Below are 19837 nucleotides of genomic sequence, written 5' to 3' on the forward strand. Positions count from 1 at the left end.
CAACCTTCGCTAGGCAGTGGAAGGTGGCTTGGTTGTAGAGAGTCAATTCTGCGAGGAAAACAATATGTTTCCTATATGCAATATTTAATCTCAATTGCCGCGGCAGAAATCTCATCTTCTCTTGCAAGAATCTAAACTTCTGCGTCACTTGGAGGAAATTCTATATACGTTTTTCTTCTAACAAAATGCAAAAAGATTCGTTTTCTTTATATCGTCTAAGTGCAATTATTGCAGCCTGTTAGCCATATTTGTAATAAAGAGAGCTTATGTCCGCTGCTGCCATTGCCATTCCTGTCAGGAAACAAATTACATCCAGGGTACTTCCCGGATTCAATTTGTCGCTTGGTTTTACCATTTTCTATCTCAGCCTGATCGTTCTGATACCGCTGTCGGCGGTATTTCTGAAGACGTTCACGATGACGTGGGGGGACTTCGTTAGCGCGGTGACGTCAGATCGCGTGATGGCTTCTTATAAGTTGAGCTTTGGCGCTTCGCTGATTGCGGCAACCTTGAATGCGTTTTTCGGCGGCATCGTGGCTTGGGTGCTGGTGCGTTACAAATTTCCAGGCAAAAAAATTATTGATGCAATGGTCGATCTGCCATTTGCCTTGCCAACGGCAGTGGCTGGTATTGCATTGACCGCACTATATTCGCCTAACGGTTGGATAGGCCGTTATCTGGAGGATATAGGTATCAAGGTGGCATTTACGCCGCTGGGCGTTGTGATCGCGTTGACGTTTATCGGCTTGCCTTTTGTTGTGCGTACTGTGCAACCGGTGCTGGAAGATGCCGAGCGTGAGCTGGAAGAAGCTGCAGCTAGTTTGGGTGCCAGCCATTGGCAGACTTTTGCCAAGGTAATTTTTCCGACGGTGTTCCCTGCATTGCTGACCGGTTTTGCTCTGGCTTTTGCTCGTGCGACAGGTGAATACGGTTCTGTCATTTTCATCGCCGGCAATATGCCTATGGTGTCCGAGATTACGCCGCTCTTTATCGTGACCAAGCTGGAGCAGTACGACTATGCCGGTGCGACAGCGATTGCGGTGGTGATGTTGACTGCTTCGTTCTTGATGTTATTGGCGATTAATTTATTGCAAGCCTGGACCCGCAAACGCGGTCAGGCAGAGAAGGTTTGATATGACAGCGATTGCTTTTCCTGCTAATGGCGTGGCGGTCGCCAGCGGTCCGCGTACTGCACCGCGTGTACCAGCTGCGACGCTGGAACCGATTTGGGTGCGCACTACATTGATCGTTGTTGCGCTGGCATTTTTGACTTTGTTTCTATTCGTGCCATTGGCATCTGTTTTTGCCGAAGCATTGAAAAAAGGTTGGGATGCTTATATTGCAGCGATTGTTGAAGAGGATGCTGTTTCTGCGATCAAGTTGACCTTGATTACGGCGGCGATTGCAGTGCCTTTGAATCTGGTATTCGGTGTGGCTGCTTCCTGGTGTATCGCGAAGTTTGATTTCCGCGGCAAAAGCGTTTTGCTGACTTTGATCGATTTGCCGTTCTCTGTTTCTCCAGTGATCTCCGGTTTGATTTATGTACTGTTGTTTGGTGCACAAGGCTGGTTCGGTGGTTGGTTGCAGGAAAATAATATCAAGATCCTGTTTGCAGTTCCGGGGATCGTGCTGGCAACGATATTCGTGACGTTCCCGTTTGTTGCACGTGAATTGATACCGTTGATGCAATCGCAGGGTAGTGAAGAGGAAGAGGCAGCGCTGGTCTTGGGTGCTTCCGGTTGGAAAACCTTCTGGCATGTGACGCTGCCTAATATTAAATGGGGTTTGTTGTACGGCGTGATTTTGTGTAATGCACGTGCAATGGGTGAATTTGGCGCAGTATCGGTGGTATCTGGTCATATCCGTGGCCAGACAAATACGATACCGCTGCAGGTTGAGATTCTCTATAACGAATACCAATTTTCCGCAGCATTCGCTGTAGCATCATTGCTGGCAATGTTGGCACTGGTTACACTGGCGCTCAAATCATTCATTGAATGGCGTTTAAAAGATACACACGAACAGTTTCAGGAGCAGGGATCATGAGCATCGAAGTCAAGAATATTCAAAAACAATTCGGCAATTTTGTCGCACTTAACAATGTATCGCTGGAATTCCCAGCGGGTGAATTGACCGCATTGCTCGGACCTTCCGGCTGCGGCAAGACTACCTTGTTGCGCATCATTGCCGGTCTGGAACAACCGGATCACGGCCAGGTATTGCTGGATGGTGAAGACGCTTCGGCGCGCCATGTGCGCGAACGCCAGGTTGGCTTCGTGTTCCAGCATTACGCCTTGTTCAAGCACATGACTGTGTTTGAAAACATCGCTTTCGGTTTGCGTGTACGTCCTGCGTCGACGCGTCCTTCCGAGCAAGTGATCAAGGAAAAAGTAACCAAGCTGCTGGAACTGGTGCAACTGGATTGGCTGGCAGATCGCTATCCACCGCAATTGTCTGGTGGTCAGCGTCAACGTATCGCTTTGGCGCGTGCCTTGGCAGTGGAACCACGCGTGTTGCTGCTGGATGAGCCGTTTGGCGCGCTGGATGCAAAAGTGCGTAAGGAATTGCGTCGCTGGTTGCGTCGCCTGCATGACGATCTGCATGTCACCAGTATTTTCGTTACGCATGATCAGGAAGAAGCGCTGGAAGTAGCAGATCAAATCGTGTTGATGAACAAGGGTAACGTCGAGCAGATCGGTGCGCCTAAGGATGTTTACAACAATCCGGCTTCGCCTTTCGTCTACGGCTTCCTCGGTAACGTCAACTTGTTCCACGGTCGTGTACATGAAGGCATTTTGCAATCGTCAGGTATCGCCTTCGATGCGCCTGAGCATGCAGAAACACAAGATGCCAAGGGTATCGGCTATGTGCGTCCGCACGATCTGGAAGTTGATCGCTACACGACTGGTGCAGAAGGCATCGTGGTGCAACTGCGTCGCTCGCATGCGATCGGCCCATTGGCACAACTGGAGCTGGAACGTGACGATAACGGTGAATTGATTGAAGCCGTGATCTCGAATGAGCGTTTTGGTCAATTGAAATTGAAAGACGGCGAAACACTGATAGTTCGCCCTAAACGTTTGCAAGTGTTCGTTGACGAATCGGTGTAATTTACATCGATAGTCAGCGCACTATTGAGCAAGTAGAGAGAGGTGCCTGGATATGAATTTTCAACAACTACGATCGATCCGCGAGACCGCGCGTTGCGGTTACAACCTGACCGAGGTGGCGAATGTGCTGTTCACATCGCAGCCTGGCGTCAGCCGGCAGATACGCGAGTTGGAGGAAGAGCTGGGCGTCGATATCTTTGAGCGCAATGGCAAACGTCTGACAGGTTTGACCGATCCTGGTCGCGGTATCTTGCAGATCATCGATCGCTTGCTGCTGGAAGCTGAAAATCTGCAGCGTGCCAGCCAGGAATACGCAGGACAGGAAATTGGTACGCTGGCCGTGGCAACGACCCATACACAAGCGCGTTACATGCTGCCTAAGGTCGTACAGGTGTTCCGTAAAGAGTTTCCTAAAGTACGTATCGCCTTGCAACAAAGCACGCCGGAACACATTGCAGAGTGGGTCTTGTCGGGCAAGGCGGATATCGGTATTGCAACTGAAGGTTTGAGTCAGTTTGAAGATTTGGTGTCCTTCCCTTGCTACCGCTGGCATCACTCGGTAGTCGTGCCGGATGGTCATCCTTTATTGGAAAAGAAACTGATCACGCTGGAAGATCTGGCGCAGTATTCATTGATTACTTATGACCTGGGCTTTACCGGTCGTGGTCATATCGACGATGCATTCAAGAAGGCAGACATTACGACCGACATCGTCTTAACAGCGATGGATTCGGACGTTATTCAGCAATACGTGTCACTCGATCTTGGTGTTGGCATCGTGGCGTCGATGGCGGTTAAGCAGAATGGCAGCAACGGTTTGAAGGTCATTGATGCTTCACATCTGTTTGCAGAAAATGTGACGCGATTGGCTGTGCGGCGCGGTGCGTATTTACGCCAATATGCGTATGACTTCATTCAACAGTTTGCACCGGAGTTGTCGCGTGCTGATATTGACGAAGCAATGAAGGCGCATGCCTAAGAGACGGTTGAAAAACTAACCTGGCGTTGTTGCGCCTCCTTGTCGTACTACTCGTACTGCCTGCGTCGGCGCGCCTAGCCATCTTAATTTTGCAACCACCTCTAAATAGTTTGGTGTTGCCTGCATCGATTGATGCGATGAAAAAATAAAGCGTGCTGCTTACATGAGGCAGCACGCTTTTTTTATGGCCTTGCTGTAATCAGTTGTTCAAGGCAAGGGCGCTATTTGCGATAACTCATTGTGCGTAGCCTGCTTTGCGCGGTGAGATTTTCGCCACGAAAAGAAAACTTGCACCGCTATCATGAAGGCACACAGTGTAAGAAACGCGCAACTGATAGGGTGCTGCAGAAACACCATCATGTCGCCGCGTGACAGTAGTACTGCACGGCGGAAGTTTTCTTCTATCATCGGTCCCAGTACATAGCCGAGCAGTATCGGCGCAACAGAAAAATCAAGCGCGACGAACAGTGCGCCGATCAATCCGAATACCAGCACTTCACCCACTTCAAACAGGCTGTTGTTGACGCTGTATACGCCGACCGCGATGAAGAAGAGCGCCGATGGAAACAGAAAGCGATACGGCACACGCAAGAGCTTCACCCAGATGCCGATCAAGGGCACATTCAGGATGATGAGCAGTACATTGCCGATCCAGAAGCTGGCTACCAGTCCCCAAAACAGATCAGCATGTTCGGTGATTAGTTGCGGTCCTGGCTGTATGCCTTGTATCAGCAGCGCACCGAGTATCAAAGCCATGACAGCATCGCCAGGAATGCCCAGGCTCATCGTCGGCACGAAATCCACTTGCGTCTTCGAGTGAGAGGCAGCCTCCGGCGCGGCGACGCCTTCTATCATCCCGGTGCCGAATAGCTCAGGCGTTTTTGATACCTTGCGTTCAAATGCATATGCGATGAAAGTCGTGATGGTCGGGCCGGTGCCTGGCATGCAACCGAATAGCGTGCCGATGAATGTGCCGCGCAACATGGGCATGATGGAACGCTTGAGGTCCGCCTTGCTGGGACGCATATCGCGCAAGCTGACATTGGTGTTGTGCGCGCTGATTACCTGCATTTGATTCACGTTACGCAAGAATTCGGTCACGCCGAACAGACCCAGAGCGAGTGCTACCAGCTCGACCTTGTTCGACAACTCCAGAAAGCCAAAGGTAAAGCGCATGGTGCCACTGTTCACATCGGTACCAGCCGTGCCTATCAGCAAACCGACCAGCGTCATCGCAACGCCCTTGAGTGCAGAACCGCGCGACATGGTGCCACCACACAGCAAGCCGAGCAGCATGATCGAAAAGATTTCCGCCGGGCCGAACTCAAATGCGATGCTGACTAGTAGTGGTGATGCGATGATCATGACGATGATGCCGACCGAAGCCGCGAAGAAGGAAGAGATCATCGTGATGCCGAGTGCGGTTCCTCCCTTGCCCTGTTGCGTGAGCGGATAACCATCCAGACAAGTGACCGCATGTGGCGGATGGCAGGGCAGATTCAGCAGGATCGCACCGATTGCGCCACCATATTGCGAGCCGTAAAAAATACCGGCCAACATCAGGGTCGCAGGGATGGGATGCATCGCGTAAGTGAGTGGCAGCAGGATGGAGATTGCCGACAAGGCGCCCATCCCAGGTAGCACGCCGATCAGATTGCCGATCAACACGCCAAAAAAAGACCACATCAGATTGTGTGGTTGCAGCGCAATGCCAAAACCGTGCTGCAAGTCCATCAGAGATTGCAGCATTTTTCAACCCCACTGCAGTAATGGAAACTGCACACCGAGTGCCCATCGGAATACCACCACGCTGACTATCATTAAGGCCAGTGCCAGCACGAATGCATCCTTCAGACTGTTGTTGCGATCACCGAGTGCCGAGATGAACACAATCGCAAAACTCGCCGGCAGCAAGCCACCATGCTCGCCGAGGATCACAAATGCAATCAATCCAGACACGATGCACAACCAGCCGCGCCATTGTGGTGTCCCGGTTTTTTTTGCCGCAGGTGCAGTGCGTGTAGCTTGCAATGCTATTGCGGCGCCGATTAGCGCGAGCAGTACTCCTTCCGCCACAGGCACAAAGCCGGAACCCATGTTTTCCAGTGTGCCGACCTTGTAGTCGATGCCACGTGCGGCTGCAGCGAGGCCGATCAACATCATCAGTGCGCCGCCGTAGTAGTCCTTGTTATATTTGTTGAACCACTTACTGAAAATCATTTTTGTCTCCATCTTGTAGCCTGATACGCGTCTGCATGACGCGTATCAGGAAGCCGCATTGACGTCACGGTGTATCGTCAGTGTGATCCTGCTGACACATACACTGGTGCTGGCTGAGTAAAGTAGGCGTGCAGTATTTGATAAACCATCATGTAGTTCTTCTGCTGAAAACTGGCGTGAGAAATCCCGTTCAACATGGTGAATTGTTTGTCCGGGTGCGGCAGGAGTTTGAAGAATTCAATCAAGTCATCAAATGCCGCAATGCCGTCGAACTGGCCGCGTAATACGACGGTCGGCACGGTAATTTTTTCTGGATCGACCAGTGGCAGCTTGGAGCACATATCGATGTAAGTGCCGTTCGGCATCGAATCATCGAGTGCCAGAATCGCATCTGCAAAGGCTTCCACTACGCGTTTTTCAGCACAGTCAGCATGATCGCGTTCGAAGATCGAGTACACATAAGCTCTATCGATAGGACGACGATTCGATGACAGAAATTCCGGCAGCTTCTTGCGTCGTTGTTCCAGCGTATGCGCACCTTCGCCAGTCCAGACGAAGGCATCGAGTGCCAGCCGTGACACGCGCTCGGGATGGCGCTGTGCGAACAAGGCGGCGCGCAGCGCACCGGATGAAATGCCATACGTCAAAAAATTCTCGATGTCGCGTGTACGACGAATATAGTCGGTCGCAGCGGCGAGATCATCGGCACCGTTGGAAATGTCGCAGGTGATGTCGCGTGTTTTGTCGGAGCGGCCATAGCCTTCCATGTCTAGGCACCAGCAAACGAAACCGCGTTTGGCAAACCAATCCATCACTGACGAATCGGCCCGGCCTGGTACTGTCAGATCAAAGGTCGGTTGCGATGCCATCGACGAACCGTGGACGAACAGCACTGCAGGTTTGTTATCTGGCGTACCGACAAATTTTTCCCACATGAATAGCCGCACGTCGCCCTTGTTGGTCCAGTGTTCTACGCCTTGTACTTCGTCATCATGTGTCTTTTGTACTGCGCTCATTCAATTCTCCTAAAGTTATTTTTCAATTAAAACTACGTGATCCGAACTAACATTGGTATGCGTCAGAGTTGCACGCCGCTTGCTGCTTCCCAGTACTTGACGATTGCGGAGTGATCGGTGCTTCCACCGAGCTGCTCGCAGGCGGTACGCCATAATTTCTCTGTTGCTTCGCCGAGCGGTACTGCGGCCCCCACACTGTGTGCACTGTCGACGGCGATCTTTACGTCCTTGGCGATCAGTTGCATCGCCATGCCGGTGCCGAACTTGCGCGTCAGTACGTGTGGAATTACTTTCTTGACGACCGGATGTTGGCGACCGTTGCACATCGCATCGATGGCTTCGGCCATGACTTTGCTGTCTAGACCGAACTTGCGGCCTATCGTCATAGCTTCCAGCGTGTTGATGAGTGCACATGCATTGATGTAATTGGTCATCGCCTTGAGTACATGCGCACTGCCGATGTCGCCGCACGGCCAGAGCTTGCGTCCCATTGCATCGAATAGCGGTCGGCAGCGTTCTATAGCTGCATCGTCGCCGCTGACCATGATGTCGAGGCTGGCGTCTTTCGCAAATATCACACCGCCCATGACAGGCGCATCCAGATAGCCGATGCCGAGTGGTGCGAGTTTGGCGCTGATGTTGCGGGTGACAGCAGGTGCAGAAGTGCCCATATCGATGGCGATGCTGCCGGGTGCGAGTTGCGTCGCGAGTCCGTCGTCGAACAACACTTGCTGTACCACCTGATCGTTAGGCAGCATGAAAATCACTGCGTCGGCACCTGCACCCACTTCTGCGGCGGTGCGTGCGGCGCGTGCCCCATGTTCGTGGGCGAATGCATCGGCGGTAGTCGCATTCGCGTCGTACACAGTCAGGGAAAATCCCTTGCGTGCAAGCTGCCCGGCCATGGGTGCACCCATATTGCCTATGCCGATGAAACCGATGTTCCTGATGTTAGCCATCGCTGTATCTCTCCTGTGTCCTGCCAAGGTCTGCGTCATTGCATGACATGCTTGTGCAACTTATTTGTTTTCGATGCCGGGTTCGAAGTAACCGCCATCCGTGGTGCCATCGACCGCCTTACCGTGTATGCCATGCGACAGATCCTTTACGGTGAGGAAGACGACGTCTTCGTCCAGTGTTGCGACTGTCGAATGCACGATGTTGGCGGGGAAGTAAAGCAGCGTTCCCGGACCGCACAGTCGCTCCGGTTGATCACCTATGCTGACGCGCAATGTGCCTTGCACGATGTAATTCCATTGTTCGTTTGGATGGGTATGCGGCTTCGCGCCTGTGCCACGACGCTTGTTGATCAGGCCGACCTGCATGCGTTCGCCTTCCACGACCGGGCCGAATGCGGTTGAATAACCGATGCCGGCTTCCATGCCTGCCATCTCGGGCAAAGCGAAGATATACGTGCCGTCGCCTGCTTTAACTGCGCCTTTGTTTTTGGTATTTGTATTCATGTTGTTCTTTCCTTGAGGTTGCAGTTGTTCCGCACTTCATCCACGTACTTCATTCATGCGGCATTGGTACGCAGACCGGCAGCTTCTATACCTTTGACGCAGCAGGCTTCATCTTCATCGCCGGTACCACCGCTGGCTCCGACAGCGCCGAGAATCGCACCGTCTTCGGTCTTGATCAGTACGGCTCCGGTTTGCGGCAGGAAGCGGCCTTTTGCAGTCGCTGCCAGCGTGGTGAAAAATGCCGGATTGTCTTTGGCACGCAGGCCGAGTGCGCGACTGGAACAACCCATCGCCGCTGCACCCCAGGCTTTGCCCAGTGCGATATCAAGGCGAAACATGCTGGCGTTGTCTTCACGCTGTGCGGCGATGATGTTGCCGCTAGGATCGAGCACGACAACGGCGAGCGGCTTGATGTCGCTTGCGTGCGCATGTGCGATGGCGTTTTCAATAATGTTGTTTGCTTGTTTCAAGGTGAGAGCTGACATGCGAGATCCTTTGTTACGGTTAAGGTTGAAGGTGAAGTTAAAGCTGTGCACGTGTCCTGAGATGGTGGAGCTACCTCAGGGCTTGTGTGCCGATGTCTTTTATGAGCGTGGCGAACTGCTGGTTTTCGTTGTGCACCAATGAGGCAAATTCTTGTGGTGTATTGCCGACCGGTTGCGATGCCTGTTGTGCAATCGCGCTGGCGACACGAGGATCCTTCAGTACCTGGACGATGTCGCGGTTCAGGCGCGCGATGATGTCGGGTGGTGTACCCGCCGGTACGAAAATTCCGAACCACGAATTGATGTCAAAACCGGGCACACCCGACTCGGCGATAGTCGGTATATCCGGCAATGCAGGCTGGCGTGCGATGGTGGTAACCCCCAGTGCGCGCAACTTGTTGGACTTGATGAGAGGTAGCACTGCGGTGATCGGTGCGAACATCGCCTGGATCTGGTTTGCGAGTAATGCGATCACTGCAGGGCCTGAGCCCTGGTAGGGCACATGCATCATCTTGATATTGGTCTGCTTGTCGAACATTTCCCCGGCGACGTGGCTAGGAGAGCCTATGCCGGCAGAGCCAAAGTTGAATACGCCTGGCTTCGACTTTGCCAGGGCGATGAACTCGGCGACGGTTTTTGCCGGTACTTGTGGATTGACGACCAGAATGTTCGGTACGCGGATGACTTGCGTCACTGGCACCAGATCCTTCAGCGTGTTGTAGGATAGTTGCTCGTAGATATGTGGCGCGATCACGATGCTGGTGGATTGCGCCATCAACAAGGTATAGCCGTTTGGTTTCGATTTGGCGACCAGACCGCCGGCGATGGTGCCGGATGCACCTGCCTTGTTATCGACTACTACTGGTTGTCCCAGACTGGCCGACAAGCCGGGACTCACCAGGCGGGCAATGGAATCAGCTCCACCACCGGGAGATGCCGGAACAACCAGCCGTATCGTCTGCTGCGGATAGGTATCATCGGCGTGGGCAATTGTGCCCGTCAACGTCAGGCATGTAGCGACCGTTAGTGCAAACAGCTTTTTCATCCTTGTCTCCTTCGTATTTTTTGTTACCGGATAAATCTGGTTAGTTACGCGTCGTTGCGCGTTTTTTACAGACTAATCCCGCATCATCTGTCTGCACAAATGATTTAAATTTATATAATTTATAGATAGTATCTATTGATTTCTTCATCACATTGATGAAATCATAGGAAAACTCAGCCTTATCCGATGGCACAAGAAACCCAGAATCAGGAGCGAATACAGTCATGGAATTGCGACATTTGCGTTACTTTCTTGCGGCTGCACAGTCGCAGAGCTTCACACGAGCATCGGAGAGCTTGCATATCACGCAGCCAACGCTGTCGCATCAGATCAAGCAGATAGAGGATGAACTCGGCATACAGTTATTCGATCGGGTTGGTCGTGTGGTCAAACTGACGACTGCGGGTGAACTGTTCCAGACCTATGCGAAGCGTGCGCTGCTGGAAGTTGATGCGGGCATGGATGCGCTGAATGAACTGGAAAATCTCAAGCACGGGAGGGTGACGTTTGGCGTGCTGTCTTCCTTCGGCACTTTTCACCTACCGCCTATCCTGGCAGATTTCAACAAGGTTTATCCCGGTATCAAGATTACGGTGTTGCGTCTGCGCTCAGGGGAGATAGAAGAGCGCCTGCTGGATGGCGAGTTGCATTTTGGTGTGGCATACGCACCGTCAAGTACAGAACAGATCAATGTTGAACCACTCTTTACCGTGCCGCTTGCACTGGTGGTTGGTGATCGTCATCCGCTCGTAGGTTGCGCGGGGATTCCACTGAGCAAATTGAACGAGCACGAACTGATCATGCTGTCGAACGAATACAACTCGCGAAAAATGATCGATGCGATTCTGCTGGCGAATGGCATCACGCCACGCATCGTAATGGAAATGAATGCGATAGAACCGATACTTGCAACCGTGCGTAATAGCTCACTGGCGACGATACTATCGGCGAATTTGGTTGATGAAATGCCGGGGCTGCATCAGATTCCGCTGACGCCGACGGTCACGCATACCGTTGCTCTCTTTACACGTCGTAATAGCCACCTCTCGGCCGCCGCACGCGCTTTGGTGGAAACGATACGACAGCGCTTCTGACATTGTTGGAACTGGTATTCTGCGATGTCAAAATATTGACGGAGAGACGCAATAAAAAAGGAACGCAAAGCGTTCCTTTTTTATTGTTTATACGAATAGCTGAGTTAAGGCATCAACGGTTTTTTTGCTGCCTGCTTTGCCTTGATTTCGGCTACAGTTTTGTCGATGGCTGACAAACGATAAGCGGTAGCTGGATGTATCGCTGTATAGCTGTTCGATACGCTGGCTGGATATTGATTTGCCAGACGTTGCCAGAAACTGTTTGCACCATCGATGTTGTAGCCAGCGCGTGTCAACATGTAGAGCGCGAGTCGGTCTGCTGCTGCATCCGATTCTTGTGGCATGGCTTTGACGCCACCAGTGCCGCCCAGCGCGCTGGTATCTGGTGTGATGCGGATCAGATTGTCGATAATGCCGCCCACGGTCGCGCTCATTCTTTGTTGTGCTGGATGACCGAGTGCATTGTGCGCGAGTTCTTTTGCCAGCACGTAAGCCAGCTCATTGTCGTTGCGGACAAAATTCAACATGCCGCGTGTCACCAGTACGCGACGACTGTCGGCGTAGGCGTTCACATTATCGGTATTGCCCAGCTCGATACCAAAGCCGCAAGCCAGAGTCAGTGGCACTGTGACGGTTGTATTGTTGCCGCTACGGATCAAGCCAAGTTTGACGGAAGAACGGGAACTGACTAATGGCCCGAGTATTGCTGCCGCCTGACGTTCGGCGTTCGGGCCTTGCGGCATCGGTTTGTCTTCTACGCTATTCAGAATGTCGCCACGTTTGATGCCGGCACGTGCTGCGCCACTGTTGTTCAATACGCCGGTGACTTGCAAGCGGTCTTCAAAGCCGAGTGATTGTGCTGCGTCTACATAATCTTCCGAGAATGAATATTTTGTTTTTGCGCTGAAGCCGATCAGATTGCGCGCATTGCCTTTGCACAAGGGCGCATTGCTGACCAGCAGTGGTGCTGCGACGCGATACAGGCGATCTTGCTGTGTCGTGATGTTGCGCAAGGCTTGCTTTTGGGCAGATTCAGTGACGGGCGCAGTAGTGCCGGGACGGGTGGTCGGTGTATCAAGCGAGACTGTGCTGCAACCAGCCAGCAATAAAGCGAGTGGAAATAAGGCTGCGTTGGCAGGTGATAGACGCTTTACTTGGTTCAATACAGGTTGCAGCAGGTCATGCATAAAAAATTCTCCTAAAATTTAGTGCTTCCCGGTGCTGCCGAAACCGCCGACACCGCGTTCGCTGGTATCGAATTCTTCAACGACATTGAAGCCGACTTGCAAGACCGGGACGATGACCAATTGCGCCAGACGTTCCATCGGATTCAACGTGAATTCCGTTTGACCACGATTCCATGTCGACACCATCAATTGGCCCTGGTAATCGGAGTCGATCAAGCCGACCAAGTTCCCCAAAACGATGCCGTGTTTGTGACCCATGCCGCTGCGCGGCAAAATCATCGCGGCGTAACCTGGATTGGCAATATGGATCGCCAGGCCGGTTGGCACCAGATGCGTTTCGCCCGGTTTGATGACGATAGGCGCATCTATGCATGCGCGCAAGTCGAGACCTGCACTACCGGTGGTGGCGTATGCAGGCAATTGTTCTTTCATGCGTGGGTCGAGAATTTTTACTTCGATTGTTTTCATGGAAATAGTGTCGAGATAGATTGATCTGAATACCGTCGTTATAAACGATCAGGCCTTCAGACGTTGTGCGATTTCATTGATGAGTTGACGCGCGAGTTGTTGCTTGTCAGCCAGCGGTAATGGTGTGTGACCTTTATCGTCGAACAGCACCAATTCATTTTGATCCTGACCGAAGGTTTGATGACCGATGTTGCCGACCAGCAGCGGAATATTCTTTTTCTTGCGTTTGGCTTCGCCGTATTCCAGCAAGTTTTCTGATTCTGCTGCAAAGCCGACGCAGTAAGGTCGTTTCTTTAAAGCAGCAACAGCGGCGAGGATATCGGTGTTTTGTTCGAAGGCAAGCGATGGTGCTTCGCCTGCAGCATTTTTCTTCAGTTTCTGTGCACTGACATTGGCGACGCGCCAATCGGCTACCGCAGCTACGGCGATGAAGATATCTTGTGCACTGACGCGCGACATCACGACATCGTGCATTTGTTCTGCAGTTTGTACATTGATGCGTTGTACGCCATACGGCGTGGCCAATGCAGTGGGGCCGGAAATCAGCGTCACGTCGGCACCGGCTTCACGCGCAGCACGTGCAATCGCGTAACCCATTTTGCCGGAAGACAGATTGGTGATGCCACGTACCGGATCAATAGGTTCGAAGGTCGGGCCGGCGGTAATCATCACGCTTTTACCAACCAATAGATTCGGTTGAAATACGGCAATGATTTCTTCCAGCAGTTGTTCTGGTTCCAGCATGCGACCCATACCGGTTTCGCCGCAGGCTTGCTCACCGGCATCGGGGCCGAGCACGGCGATACGATCGGCTTTCAATTGCGCAACGTTGCGTTTGGTAGCCGGGTTTTGCCACATCTCTACATTCATCGCTGGTGCGACGAGCAGTGGCAAGGTATCAGGACGTGCTACGCATAGAGTGGACAGCAGATCGTCGCATGCACCATGCGCGAGCTTGAAAATGAAATCGGCGGAGCAGGGCGCAATCACGATGGCATCGGCATCACGTGTCAGATCGATGTGCGGCATATTGTTGGCCACGCGAGCATCCCATTGATCGGTGACGACCGGATTGCCGGACAAGGCTTGCATCGTCACTGGCGTGATGAAGTGCGTTGCAGCATTCGTCATCACAACTTGCACTGATGCACCAGCCTTGCTCAGGGCGCGTGTTAATTCTGCTGCTTTGTAGCAGGCAACACCACCGGTCAATCCCAGTACGATTTTTTTACCAGCAAGATCCATGAGGACTCCTGAAAGATGTGCGGGCTAGTTTATCAGCTTGGGAGTGAGAAGCTGCATTTCCCGGTTTATTTGCCAACCCGGCGCAATTCATCATAGATGAACAAGATGGCGCCTATGCAAATTGCACTGTCGGCGACGTTGAAAGCAGGCCAATGCCAGCCGGCTACATGTACATCCAGAAAATCGACGACGTGGCCGTACAAGAAACGATCGATCACATTGCCAATCGCGCCGCCAAGTATCAGCGACAAGGCCCAGCTGAACAGGCGCTGACCGGAATGTTTTTTCAACAAATAAATGATAAAGATCGAGGCAGCAACGCCCACGATGGTGAAGAAGTAACGTTGCCAGCCGGTTTCTGATGCGAGGAAGCTGAAGGCAGCGCCCTTGTTATAGACCAGAACCAGATTGAAGAAGGAGGTGACTGCGTGCGATTCACCATAGGAGAACAGGCGCAGGATAGTGAGTTTGGTAATTTGATCGATCAGTAGCACGATGGTTGCTATACCTAGCCATGGCACGATGCTGCTGGGTGAGGAATAAGTAGTATGTTTCTTGGTGGCCATTGTTATGGTTGCCTGTTAAATGTCATGAAAATCGCTCCGGTTGCAGCCGGAGCGAGGTGGTGCTTGAACGATGTTGTTTTGCGTAAAACTTGTTTATGCAAAACGACGTGCTTCGCCTTTGCCGAACAGATTGGATACACAACGGCCGCACAAACCTTCATGTTCCGCATGTGTGCCTACATCCGCACGGTAGTGCCAGCAGCGTTCGCATTTTTGATATGCGGATGGCGTGACGACGACTGATTCTTCTTCGGCAGTTGCTACCTTGCTGACGCTGGCTTGCGATGTGATCAAGACGAACTTCAAATCATCATCCAGGCTGGCGAGTGCAGCAAACTTGTCGCCACTGGCTTTCAGATCGACTTCCGCTTGCAGCGACGAACCAATGCCGCCGGCGACGCGTACTTCTTCCAGTTGCTTGGTGACGTCGTTACGCACTTCGCGCAGCAGCGTGTACTTGGCCAGCAATGCAGCACCATCAGCCACTTCCGGCAATTGATAGAAAGTGTGCGTGAAGATGGTGCCGTCGGTGTTGATGTCAGAGCTGGCGAATACTGTCCATGCTTCTTCCGCAGTAAAGGACAGAATCGGTGCCATCAAGCGCAGTAAGGAATGCGTCATGTGCCAGATCGCGCTTTGTGCCGAACGACGTGCATGCGAAGTCACGCCGCTGGTGTACAGACGATCCTTCAGTATGTCGAGGTAGAAGCCGCCCAAATCTTCTGAGCAGTACATTTGCAGTTTCGATACCACCGGATGGAACTCGTAGACTTTGTAATGCGCGAGGATCTCGGCTTGCATCGCATTCATCTGCGCGACTGCATAGCGATCGATTTCCAGCATGTCGGCGACTGGCACCAAATCTTTGCTTGCATCGAAATCTGTTGTGTTCGACAGCAGGAAGCGCACGGTGTTGCGGATGCGGCGATAGCTTTCTGTCACGCGCTTCAGGATTTCATCCGAGATCGACAATTCGCCGGAGTAATCGGTGGATGCGATCCACAGGCGCAGGATGTCGGCACCCAGTGTGTCGGAAATCTTTTGCGGTGCCAGCGTGTTGCCCAGCGACTTCGACATCTTCTTGCCTTCGCCATCGACCGTGAAGCCGTGCGTCAGCAATGCCTTGTACGGTGCGCGACCATTCATCATCGACGAAGTTAGCAGCGAGGAATGGAACCAGCCGCGATGCTGATCCGAACCTTCGAGGTAGAGATCAGCCGGGAAGGCCAGTTCTTCCTTGTGCGAACCGCGCAAGACGGTTTGATGCGTGCAGCCGGAATCGAACCAGACGTCCAGCGTGTCTTTGTTCTTCAGATACATATCAGCATCAGCACCGAGCAACTCTTTAGCATCCAGTGTCAGCCATGCCTCTATGCCTTCTTTTTCGACACGTTGTGCAATTTGCTCCAACAGCTCTGGCGTACGCGGATGCAGGTCGCCGGTTTCTTTATGTACAAAGAAAGCCATAGGCACGCCCCATTGGCGCTGGCGCGACAAAGTCCAATCAGGACGATTCGCGATCATGCCGTGCAGGCGCGCCTTGCCCCAGCTAGGGAAAAATTCAGTTTCTTCAATTGCCTGCAATGCGGTTTCACGCAGGGTTGCGCCCTGGTTCTTCGGCATCACATCCATACCGGCAAACCACTGCGAAGTGGCACGGTAGATGATAGGAGTCTTATGACGCCAGCAATGCATATAGCTGTGGTCGAACATCACCAGTTTGAACAGCGAGCCGACTTCATCCAGCTTGGCGCAAATAGGTTTCGATGCTTCCCAGATCGTCAGGCCGCCAAACAAAGGCAACCACGATGCGTATTTACCATCGCCCATGACCGGCGCGATGATTTCATCGTCGCGCATGCCGTGCGATTTGCAGGAAATAAAATCTTCGATACCGTAGGCAGGTGCCGAGTGCACGATACCGGTGCCACTATCGGCTGTAACGTAAGTGCCAGGATAAATAGGCGACAAACGGTTGTAGCCCGGATCAACATCTGCAAACGGATGCTTGAACTTGATCATGGCCAGTGCTTCACCGACGCAGGTTGCGATGACAGTACCTGTCATGCCGTAACGTTGCAGCGTCGCTTCTACCAGATCAGCGGCAAGGATCACAAGGATAGTTTCGCCATTGCGCTCGGTTTGTACCAACGCGTAGGTGAATTCCGGATGTACGTTCAAAGCCTGGTTGGCTGGGATGGTCCACGGTGTCGTGGTCCAGATAATGGCGTAACCTTTATCGGTCGGCAGCTTTGCCAGTCCAAACGCTTTCGCTACTTTTTCCGGTTCTGCAAACGGGAAGCCGACGTCGATTGCAGGGTCGCGCTTGTCCTGATATTCAACTTCCGCTTCAGCCAGTGCCGAGCCGCAATCGAAACACCAGTTAACTGGTTTCAGGCCGCGGTAGACATAACCTTTTTCCATCAGGCTGCCGAGTGCGCGCAACTCATCGGCTTCATTGCCGAAGTCCATGGTCTTGTATGGCTTGTCCCATTGGCCGAGGACGCCGAGACGGATGAAGTCTTTCTTTTGGCGTTCGACTTGTTCATTCGCGTAAGTGCGCGCCTTGGACAAGACTTCAGCGGTTGGCAGGTTCTTGCCGAATTGTTTTTCGATCTGGATTTCAATCGGCATGCCGTGGCAATCCCAGCCCGGTACATAAGGTGCGTCAAAGCCGTCGAACTGACGTGTCTTGACGATCATGTCTTTCAGTATTTTGTTGACGGCATGACCGAGGTGAATATCGCCATTGGCATACGGTGGGCCGTCATGCAAGATGAACTTCGGGCGACCTTTGGAAGCCTTGCGAATTTTTTCGTAAACCTTTTGATCCTGCCATTGCTTGACCCATTGCGGCTCGCGCTTGGCGAGATCGCCGCGCATAGGGAATGGTGTATCGGTCATATTGACCGGATACTTGCTTTGCGGCTTTGCGGCCGGCTTGCCAGGTTTGTTTTGATTGTCGGACATAATATTTTTTCGAGGGTGGTCGGTGAAACAACGGTCGTGATACTTCAGCGGGCCATCGTCAAATTCGGTCGGTCGCGGAAGTTGCCGCGTCGGTCAATTGCTTGAAATAGGTACGTGCCTGCACAGCATCACGCGCAATGGCGGCGGTTAGTGTTGGCAGGTCTATATATTTTTCTTCGTCGCGCAGCTTCTTCAAGAATTCCACGCGTATCAGGCGACCGTAGCATTGTTGCGAGTAGTCGAATAAATGTGTTTCCAGCAGCACGCGGCCGCTGTCGTCCACCGTCGGGCGCACGCCTATGCTGGCGACGCCAGGCAAGGGGTGTTCATCCAGACCGTGCACTTGCACTATATATATACCGGACAGAGCAGGATGTTTGTGCGCGACGCGTACATTCAGCGTCGGGAAACCGATAGTGCGTCCCAATTTCTTGCCATGGATGACATGGCCGGACATCGCATAAGGATGGCCGAGCAATTCTTCAGCGCGGGTAAAGTCGCCATGCAGCAAAGCTTCGCGCACTGCCGATGAGGAGATGCGGGTGCCGCTGCTGGTGACCGTAGGTTGTGACTCCACGTGGAAGCCGTATTGCTTGCCAGCTTCGATCAGCGTGGCGACATTGCCGGCGCGTTTGGCGCCGTAGCAAAAGTCATCGCCGACGATCAGCCATTTAACGTGCAAGCCTTGCACCAGGATTTTTTCAACAAATTCTTGCGGCGACAGCGAAGCGAAGTGCGCATTGAAGTGTTCGACGATGACGCGATCAACGCCGGCTTTGGACAGAGACTGCAATTTGTCGCGCAAGCTGGCAATGCGAGTCGGTGCCTTGGATGGATCGCCGGCACGCGTGGCAAAGAATTCACGCGGATGCGGCTCGAAAGTCATGACGGCCGATTCCAGCCCCATTTGCGACGCGACTTCGCGCAGGCGTGCCAGCAGCGCCTGATGGCCACGATGCACACCGTCGAAATTGCCGATCGCCAGCGCGCACGGCGCACGGGAAGCAGCATTGGGAAGTCCGCGAAATACCTTCATGGAATGAGTAAGAGAAACTGTCGCAAAACCTTGAATTATAAATGCTTTCGACCAGTTTCCCTGCGACTAAGATCGCTGAATGGACTCTGGTAAGCAGATTTTGTTATCAAGATGGCTTGATGAAGGGGATGTCAGAGCTGCAATACGTTCTTGCTACATCGCGCCCCAAATCGCATTGAGCGCTGCCAATGCCGATAATCCCGCCGTTTCCGTGCGCAAGACGCGTGGTCCCATCGATAGCATCAAGGCACCTTGCGCAAGCGCCAGATCCTCTTCCTTGTCGGTAAAGCCGCCTTCCGGACCTATCATCAGAGCGACCGATTGCGGCGGATGATGACGCGCCCAGTCGGATAGAGATTGCTCGGCACGCGGGCTGAGCATGATGCGTACGTGTAAATCCTTTTGCTGTACCCACTGATTGAAATCGACAGGTTCGGCCAGTGCGGTCAGACGATTACGTCCGCTTTGCTCGGATGCAGCGACGATCACGCCTTGCCAATGCTGCATCTTTTTGGCAGCACGTTCTGCCGACAGGCGCACTACACAACGCTGTGTAGCCAGCGGTTGTATCGAGTGCACGCCCAGTTCAACCGCTTTTTCTATGATCCAGTCCATCTTGGATGCTTCAGGCAAGGCTTGCGCTACGGTGACGGCGTAAGGCAGTTCCACTTCGCGTGGAGTGAAAATCTTGATTTCTGCGGTAGCACGTTTTTTTTCTATGGTGGCGATGGTGGCAGTGTATTCGCCGCCTTCGCCATTAAACAGCGTGATGTTGTCGCCCGCGCTTAAACGCACGACCTGAATGTGGTGTGCAACATGGTCGGGCAAGGCGACGACTGCGCCAATGGCAAACGGCTGTGGGCAATAAAAACGAGGCATCTGTGGTCCGTTACTTGTCTATTCGACATTGTTTTGCGGCAAGTTAAGGTGCTGCGGGTATTAATTAAAAGGAA

Annotated in this window: 19 protein-coding genes; 5 read left to right on the plus strand and 14 right to left on the minus strand. The window is 52.7% G+C overall.

The window, feature by feature from the left end; translation table 11 throughout:
* Positions 1–266 precede the first annotated feature (266 nt).
* Genes cysT through AC07N2_RS10180 form a run of 4 tightly spaced genes read left to right on the plus strand, consistent with a single transcriptional unit; the run spans position 267 to position 4089 of the window.
* A complete protein-coding gene (gene cysT, locus AC07N2_RS10165; RefSeq protein WP_494778182.1) occupies positions 267–1133 on the plus strand; it encodes a sulfate ABC transporter permease subunit CysT in 867 nt (288 codons plus the stop codon).
* 1 nt (position 1134) lies between these two features.
* Complete coding sequence (gene cysW, locus AC07N2_RS10170; protein ID WP_494778183.1) at positions 1135–2046, plus strand: sulfate ABC transporter permease subunit CysW; 912 nt, start codon at positions 1135–1137, stop codon at positions 2044–2046.
* Entirely contained in the window at positions 2043–3110 is a 1068-nt protein-coding gene (locus AC07N2_RS10175) for a sulfate/molybdate ABC transporter ATP-binding protein (RefSeq protein WP_494778184.1), read from the plus strand. The genes cysW and AC07N2_RS10175 overlap by 4 nt, the downstream gene beginning before the upstream one ends.
* Positions 3111–3162: 52 nt before the next feature.
* Complete coding sequence (locus AC07N2_RS10180; protein WP_494778185.1) at positions 3163–4089, plus strand: CysB family HTH-type transcriptional regulator; 927 nt, start codon at positions 3163–3165, stop codon at positions 4087–4089.
* 207 nt (positions 4090–4296) lie between these two features.
* On the opposite strand, the gene AC07N2_RS10185 is transcribed toward AC07N2_RS10180, so the two are convergent.
* From AC07N2_RS10185 to AC07N2_RS10215, 7 genes are all read right to left on the minus strand, one after another.
* Entirely contained in the window at positions 4297–5838 is a 1542-nt protein-coding gene (locus AC07N2_RS10185) for a tripartite tricarboxylate transporter permease (protein ID WP_494778186.1), read from the minus strand.
* 3 nt (positions 5839–5841) lie between these two features.
* Positions 5842–6309 carry a tripartite tricarboxylate transporter TctB family protein gene (locus tag AC07N2_RS10190; RefSeq protein WP_494778187.1) on the minus strand — a complete coding sequence of 156 codons (468 nt, stop codon included), beginning with the start codon at positions 6307–6309 and terminating at the stop codon, positions 5842–5844.
* Between the two features lie 77 nt (positions 6310–6386).
* A complete protein-coding gene (locus tag AC07N2_RS10195; RefSeq protein ID WP_494778188.1) occupies positions 6387–7325 on the minus strand; it encodes an alpha/beta hydrolase in 939 nt (312 codons plus the stop codon).
* 62 nt (positions 7326–7387) lie between these two features.
* On the minus strand, positions 7388–8284 hold the full coding sequence (locus AC07N2_RS10200) for an NAD(P)-dependent oxidoreductase (RefSeq protein ID WP_494778189.1): 897 nt from the start codon (positions 8282–8284) through the stop codon (positions 7388–7390).
* A gap of 60 nt (positions 8285–8344) precedes the next feature.
* Positions 8345–8788: a cupin domain-containing protein gene (locus AC07N2_RS10205; protein ID WP_494778190.1), complete on the minus strand. Its 444-nt coding sequence runs from the start codon at positions 8786–8788 to the stop codon at positions 8345–8347.
* Positions 8789–8841: 53 nt separating this feature from the next.
* Positions 8842–9273, minus strand: coding sequence for a GlcG/HbpS family heme-binding protein (locus tag AC07N2_RS10210; protein WP_494778191.1), 432 nt, complete (start codon positions 9271–9273; stop codon positions 8842–8844).
* Positions 9274–9343: 70 nt separating this feature from the next.
* A complete protein-coding gene (locus AC07N2_RS10215; RefSeq protein WP_494778192.1) occupies positions 9344–10318 on the minus strand; it encodes a Bug family tripartite tricarboxylate transporter substrate binding protein in 975 nt (324 codons plus the stop codon).
* Between the two features lie 224 nt (positions 10319–10542).
* On the opposite strand from AC07N2_RS10215, the gene cynR reads away from it, so the two are divergent.
* Positions 10543–11412: a transcriptional regulator CynR gene (gene cynR, locus AC07N2_RS10220; protein WP_494778193.1), complete on the plus strand. Its 870-nt coding sequence runs from the start codon at positions 10543–10545 to the stop codon at positions 11410–11412.
* A gap of 104 nt (positions 11413–11516) precedes the next feature.
* Here cynR and AC07N2_RS10225 read toward each other — a convergent pair whose 3' ends face one another.
* The 7 genes from AC07N2_RS10225 to AC07N2_RS10255 all read right to left on the minus strand — a co-directional run bounded on the left by AC07N2_RS10225 (position 11517) and on the right by AC07N2_RS10255 (position 19763).
* Positions 11517–12599, minus strand: coding sequence for a M48 family metalloprotease (locus AC07N2_RS10225; protein WP_494778194.1), 1083 nt, complete (start codon positions 12597–12599; stop codon positions 11517–11519).
* Between the two features lie 18 nt (positions 12600–12617).
* A complete protein-coding gene (gene dut, locus AC07N2_RS10230) occupies positions 12618–13067 on the minus strand; it encodes a dUTP diphosphatase (protein WP_076592051.1) in 450 nt (149 codons plus the stop codon).
* Between the two features lie 48 nt (positions 13068–13115).
* Positions 13116–14312: a bifunctional phosphopantothenoylcysteine decarboxylase/phosphopantothenate--cysteine ligase CoaBC gene (gene coaBC / locus AC07N2_RS10235; RefSeq protein WP_494778195.1), complete on the minus strand. Its 1197-nt coding sequence runs from the start codon at positions 14310–14312 to the stop codon at positions 13116–13118.
* Between the two features lie 65 nt (positions 14313–14377).
* A complete protein-coding gene (gene lspA / locus AC07N2_RS10240) occupies positions 14378–14878 on the minus strand; it encodes a signal peptidase II (protein ID WP_494778196.1) in 501 nt (166 codons plus the stop codon).
* Positions 14879–14971: 93 nt separating this feature from the next.
* The gene (gene ileS / locus AC07N2_RS10245) at positions 14972–17848 is read right to left on the minus strand and encodes an isoleucine--tRNA ligase (protein ID WP_494778197.1); all 2877 of its coding nucleotides are present in this window, start codon (positions 17846–17848) and stop codon (positions 14972–14974) included.
* 58 nt (positions 17849–17906) lie between these two features.
* Positions 17907–18884, minus strand: coding sequence for a bifunctional riboflavin kinase/FAD synthetase (locus tag AC07N2_RS10250; protein ID WP_494778198.1), 978 nt, complete (start codon positions 18882–18884; stop codon positions 17907–17909).
* A 153-nt stretch (positions 18885–19037) separates the two neighbouring features.
* Positions 19038–19763: a 16S rRNA (uracil(1498)-N(3))-methyltransferase gene (locus AC07N2_RS10255; RefSeq protein WP_494778199.1), complete on the minus strand. Its 726-nt coding sequence runs from the start codon at positions 19761–19763 to the stop codon at positions 19038–19040.
* Positions 19764–19837 lie beyond the last annotated feature (74 nt).

The sequence above is a fragment of the Herminiimonas sp. GW821-FHT09C12 genome, assembly GCF_059416385.1.

Bases quoted from the DNA above. Each gene is read 5' to 3' on its own strand.
- cysT (WP_494778182.1), top strand. From the start codon at position 267: ATGTCCGCTGCTGCCATTGCCATTCCTGTCAGGAAACAAATTACATCC.
- cysW (WP_494778183.1), top strand. From the start codon at position 1,135: ATGACAGCGATTGCTTTTCCTGCTAATGGCGTGGCGGTCGCCAGCGGT.
- AC07N2_RS10175 (WP_494778184.1), top strand. From the start codon at position 2,043: ATGAGCATCGAAGTCAAGAATATTCAAAAACAATTCGGCAATTTTGTC.
- AC07N2_RS10180 (WP_494778185.1), top strand. From the start codon at position 3,163: ATGAATTTTCAACAACTACGATCGATCCGCGAGACCGCGCGTTGCGGT.
- AC07N2_RS10185 (WP_494778186.1), bottom strand. From the start codon at position 5,838: ATGCTGCAATCTCTGATGGACTTGCAGCACGGTTTTGGCATTGCGCTG.
- AC07N2_RS10190 (WP_494778187.1), bottom strand. From the start codon at position 6,309: ATGATTTTCAGTAAGTGGTTCAACAAATATAACAAGGACTACTACGGC.
- AC07N2_RS10195 (WP_494778188.1), bottom strand. From the start codon at position 7,325: ATGAGCGCAGTACAAAAGACACATGATGACGAAGTACAAGGCGTAGAA.
- AC07N2_RS10200 (WP_494778189.1), bottom strand. From the start codon at position 8,284: ATGGCTAACATCAGGAACATCGGTTTCATCGGCATAGGCAATATGGGT.
- AC07N2_RS10205 (WP_494778190.1), bottom strand. From the start codon at position 8,788: ATGAATACAAATACCAAAAACAAAGGCGCAGTTAAAGCAGGCGACGGC.
- AC07N2_RS10210 (WP_494778191.1), bottom strand. From the start codon at position 9,273: ATGTCAGCTCTCACCTTGAAACAAGCAAACAACATTATTGAAAACGCC.
- AC07N2_RS10215 (WP_494778192.1), bottom strand. From the start codon at position 10,318: ATGAAAAAGCTGTTTGCACTAACGGTCGCTACATGCCTGACGTTGACG.
- cynR (WP_494778193.1), top strand. From the start codon at position 10,543: ATGGAATTGCGACATTTGCGTTACTTTCTTGCGGCTGCACAGTCGCAG.
- AC07N2_RS10225 (WP_494778194.1), bottom strand. From the start codon at position 12,599: ATGCATGACCTGCTGCAACCTGTATTGAACCAAGTAAAGCGTCTATCA.
- dut (WP_076592051.1), bottom strand. From the start codon at position 13,067: ATGAAAACAATCGAAGTAAAAATTCTCGACCCACGCATGAAAGAACAA.
- coaBC (WP_494778195.1), bottom strand. From the start codon at position 14,312: ATGGATCTTGCTGGTAAAAAAATCGTACTGGGATTGACCGGTGGTGTT.
- lspA (WP_494778196.1), bottom strand. From the start codon at position 14,878: ATGGCCACCAAGAAACATACTACTTATTCCTCACCCAGCAGCATCGTG.
- ileS (WP_494778197.1), bottom strand. From the start codon at position 17,848: ATGTCCGACAATCAAAACAAACCTGGCAAGCCGGCCGCAAAGCCGCAA.
- AC07N2_RS10250 (WP_494778198.1), bottom strand. From the start codon at position 18,884: ATGAAGGTATTTCGCGGACTTCCCAATGCTGCTTCCCGTGCGCCGTGC.
- AC07N2_RS10255 (WP_494778199.1), bottom strand. From the start codon at position 19,763: ATGCCTCGTTTTTATTGCCCACAGCCGTTTGCCATTGGCGCAGTCGTC.